Origin of the sequence: Thauera linaloolentis 47Lol = DSM 12138, assembly GCF_000310205.1 — a bacterium.
Taxonomy (GTDB): domain Bacteria; phylum Pseudomonadota; class Gammaproteobacteria; order Burkholderiales; family Rhodocyclaceae; genus Thauera; species Thauera linaloolentis.
Genome location: NZ_AMXE01000146.1, coordinates 1 through 4,544, shown reverse-complemented (window position 1 = coordinate 4,544; position 4,544 = coordinate 1). Strand labels below are relative to the sequence as shown.

At 67.6% G+C, this 4,544-nt stretch carries 3 protein-coding genes; 2 read left to right on the top strand and 1 reads right to left on the bottom strand.

The features are described 5' to 3' along the window. Nucleotides 1-511 (top strand): nitroreductase family protein (locus tag C666_RS18630; protein ID WP_004348269.1); only part of this gene is annotated, 511 nt, incomplete at its 5' end. A 208-nt stretch (nt 512-719) separates the two neighbouring features. After that, nucleotides 720-3,476: a bifunctional diguanylate cyclase/phosphodiesterase gene (locus C666_RS18625; protein ID WP_004348268.1), complete on the top strand. Its 2,757-nt coding sequence runs from the start codon at nt 720-722 to the stop codon at nt 3,474-3,476. 25 nt (nt 3,477-3,501) lie between these two features. Here C666_RS18625 and C666_RS18620 read toward each other — a convergent pair. Next, nucleotides 3,502-4,544 (bottom strand): diflavin oxidoreductase (locus C666_RS18620; protein WP_004348266.1); only part of this gene is annotated, 1,043 nt, incomplete at its 5' end.

Below are 4,544 nucleotides of genomic sequence, written 5' to 3'. Positions count from 1 at the left end.
CCTCGCCCGCCTGGCCCGGATCGCCGAAATCACCGGGCGGCCCGCCGGCGCGCTCGACTATGCCGAGATGTTCCTCGTCGGCGTCATCGACGCTGCGCTCGCCGCGCAGAACGCGGCCGCCGCGGCCGAATCGCTCGGCCTGGGCACGGTCTACATCGGCGGCATGCGCGACCAGCCCGAAAAGGTCGCCGAGCTGCTGGCGCTGCCCCAGGGCGTGGTGGCCGTATTCGGCATGTGCGTCGGCCACCCCGATCCCGCCCGGCCCGCGGCAGTCAAGCCTCGCCTCCCGCAATCGGTCGTGCTCCACCACGAAAAATACTCACTGGCCGCGCAGGAACCCGGCATCGAAGCCTACAACGCCGCGATGGCCCATTTCTACGATGCACAGCGCATGAACGTGCATGGCACCTGGGCCGTGCATTCGGCCAAGCGCATCGCCGGCCCGCAGACCCTGTCGGGCCGCGACCGCCTCGTCGAAGCCCTGCGCGAACGCGGCTTCAAGCTCAGATAGGGCGCCCGCCGCGCCGGCCGGCGGGCATTCCTCGCCGGCTCTCGCGGAACGGGCGGAAAGGGCCCCGGGGCATCTTCGGACCGTGATGGACTCGGCGCCCACGGGTAATCGCCACGGGACAGGTTGCCCAGATTGGGGCATATTGCACGCGTGCGCACCAACGACCCGCAAGCGTGGCTACCGACCAACACGACATGCAAGAGACGAGATGATCCGCAAATCGCTGCGCCTGCGACTGTGGCTGACCATCGGTCTTGCCCTGGCACCCGTGCTGATGTTCGTGCTGTTCGACTATCACGACCAGCGCACGCAAACCATCAAGCGCGCGCACGAGGAGATCGCCCAGTATCTGACGGTCGCCAGGCGGGAAGCCGACGAGGCCCACAAGGCTGTCGGCCTCGCACTGCGGCTCATGGCCGAGTCGGACGAACTCCGTTCGCCGGACAGCGCCCGCTGCGACGACGTCGCGCGCCGGCTGCTGGACACCCTGGAGGATTTCGTCAACATTGGCGCGGCCCTGCCGGATGGCACCGTCTTCTGCAGCGCCCTGCCGAAAAGCGAAGCCATCAACGTCTCCGACCGCGCCTGGTTCCAGGCTGCCATGCGGGGCGGTGAAATCACGCGCGGAGAATTCCATGTCGGCCGCATCTCGAGCCAGTCGGTACTGGTGTTCGGCTACCCGCTGAGCGGCCCCCGCGGCGAAGTGCGCGGCCTCGTCTTCGCGGCGATCTCGCTGAACTGGCTGAACAAGCTGATCGACGACTTCAAGCTGCCGCCGGGCTGGGAAGCCAGCCTGATCGACGGGCACGGCAGGATCCTCGCGCACCATCCCGACGCCGAGCAGTGGCGCGGCCACGCCCTTCCCGCCGACGAGCTGGCGCTTCTTCACCGGACGCTGACGGAGAGCAGCAGCATCGCGGAATTGACCGGCCCCGACGGAAAGCGGCGCCTGTACGGCCTGGCCATGCCCGGCTTCGTGCCGGACAAGGACCTGATCGCCATCGGCGCGCCGCTGAAGCATTCGCTGAACGCCGTCGACAAGCGCTTCCACATCCAGCTCGCGGTATTCGCGGCCGTGGCCCTGCTGTCGGCCCTCATCGCCCGCCTCTACATCTACCAGTTGATCGAAGTCTGGACCGCGCGCGTGCGCAACGTGGTCGCCCACATCGCCGCGGGCAACCTGGATACGCGCATAGGCCATGGCTCGGCGGTGCGCGAACTGGACGACGTCAGCGCCGGCATCAACCACATGGCCGAGGAAATCGAGCGGCGCGACGCCGAACTGCGGCGGCTGTCGATGGCCATAGAGCAGAGCCCGGAATGCATCGTCATCACCGACACCGACGCCCGCATCGAGTACGTCAATGACGCCTTCCTGCGCATCACCGGCTACACCCGCGAAGAGGTCATCGGGCAGAATCCGCGCGTCCTGAACACCGGCAGGACGCCCAAGGAAACCTACGTGGACCTGTGGGCGACGCTGACGCGCGGCGAAGTGTGGCGCGGCGAGTTCCACAACTCCCGCAAGGACGGCTCGGGCTACCTCGAACTCGCCACGGTCGCGCCGATCAAGCAGCCCGACGGCACGATCACGCACTATGTCGCGGTCAAGGAAGACATCACCCAGCGCAAGCAGTCCGAAGCGCTGCTGCACCGCCTGGCCTACTACGACCCGCTGACCGGGCTCCCCAACCGGGCCCTGCTGCGCGATCGCCTGGAGCAGGCGATCCGCGGCAGCAGCCGCAGCGAAGCGTGGGGCATGCTGATGCTGCTGGACATCGACCGCTTCCGGAAACTGAACGATTCGCGCGGCCACGCCATCGGCGACCAGTTGCTGAAGGAACTCGGCGACCGCCTGCAGGAAGCGCTGCGCGAAGACGACACTGTCGCACGCCATGGCGACGACGATTTCGCCATCATCATCGAAAACGTCGGCACCAACGAGACCGATGCCATTGCGCGCGCGGAACTGATCGCGAAGAAGCTGCATCGCGAACTGGACGCCCCCTACCAGTTGGGTGACGCGCAGGAAGGCCCCTACTACGCCACCTTGAGCGTCGGCATCAGCCTGTTCCGCGGCAAGGCGTCCTCCCCCGAAACGCTGTTGAAGCAGGCCGAAGTCGCGCTCTACTCCGCCAAGGAAAATGGCCGCAACGCCATCCGCTTCTTCAACCCGGCGATGCAGGCGGTGGTCGACGCCCATGCGCGCATGGAGATCGGCCTGCGCGAAGCCCTCAACACCGGCGGCTTCCGCCTGCTGTACCAGCCCCAGGTCGACCGCCACGGCCGCCTCGCCGGCGCCGAAGCCTTGATCCGCTGGCCCGGCGCCGCGGGCACGACGGTATCGCCGGCCGACTTCATCCCGCTGGCCGAGGACACCGGGCTGATCGTGCAGATCGGCCAGTGGGTGCTCGACACCGCCTGTACGCAGCTCGCGCGCTGGCAGCAGTCGTCGTCGACCCGCCACCTGTCGATCGCGGTCAATGTCAGCGCACGGCAGTTCCGCCAGGCGGATTTCGTCACCCTCGTGCGCCGCACCGTGGAGAACGCGGGCATCGATCCCTCCCGGCTGAAGCTCGAACTCACCGAAAGCGCCATCCTGGACGACCTGGACGAGAGCATCACGCGCATGAACCAGTTGCGCGAACTGGGCATCCACTTCGCCCTCGACGACTTCGGCACCGGCTACTCCTCGCTGTCCTACCTGAAACGCCTGCCCTTCGCCCAGTTGAAGATCGACCAGTCCTTCATCCGCGACATGGCGCAGGATGAAGGCAGCGAGACCATCGTGCTCGCCATCCTGTCGATGAGCCACGCCCTCGACCTGGAAGTGATCGCCGAAGGCGTCGAAACGCCGACCCAGCGCGAGTTCCTGCGCCTGCACGGCTGTGAATTCTTCCAGGGCTACCTGTTCGGCAGGCCCCTGCCGATCGAGGACTGGCAGGACTTCCTGGCGATGGTGTGAGCGCGGACAGCACGGGCCGGAAACATCAATACACGTCGCGCAGATAGCGTTTGCCGCGGCTCAACTCCGCCACCCATTCGGCGGCGCACTCGGCATTCATGCCGCCATGGGTGGCCACCACTTGCTTCAGCGCGGCATCGACGTCGCGCGCCATGCGCGCGGCATCGCCGCAGACGTAGAAATGCGCGCCGTCCTGCAGCCACGCCCACAATTGCGCACCCTGCTCGATCATGCGCTGCTGGACGTAGATCTTCTCCGCCTGGTCGCGCGAGAAGGCCAGGCTGAGCCGGGTCAGCAGGCCATCGCCGTGCATGCCCTGCAGTTCGTCACGGTAGTAGAAATCGGTGGCGGCGTGCTGCTCGCCGAAGAACAGCCAGTTGCGCCCGGTGTCGCCGCGTGCGCGGCGCTCGTGCAGGAAACCGCGGAACGGCGCCACGCCCGTGCCCGGCCCCACCATGATCATCGGCGTGTCCTTGCCGGCGGGCGGGCGGAAGTGCGCCGACTTGTGCACGAAGATCGGGATTTCGCCGTCGCCGGCCCGGTCGGCCAGGAAGGCCGAGCACACGCCGCGCCGCGGCCTGCCCCCATGCTCGTAGCGTACGATCCCGACCGTGAGATGGGCTTCGCCGACCTGCGCCTTGGGGCTGGACGAGATCGAATACAGGCGCGGCTGCAGGCGCTTGAGCGCCGCGCTCCATTCCCGCGCGGAGACCTGGATCGGGAACGCCTCCAGCAGGTCCACGATCTGGCGCCCCTCGAGCCACTGCTTGAGATCCTGCGCACGTTCGGGCTCGAGCAGATCGGCCAGCACCTTGCTGCCGGAGCGGTCCCGGATGAAGCCCAGGATGTCGGTGGTGATTCTCGCGATGTCCCGGTGGCGCAGCAACGCCTCGACGATCGGCAGGTCGCCCAGATTCTCGACCGGGACGGGGGCCGAGGCCGGCAGCTCGAGGGCGGCCAGCATGTCGGCGACCAGCTCCGGGCAGTTCGTCGGCCACACGCCCAGCGCGTCGCCGGCTTCATAGTCCAGGCCGGAATCCTCCAGGCCGAAGATGAACTGGCGGGGTT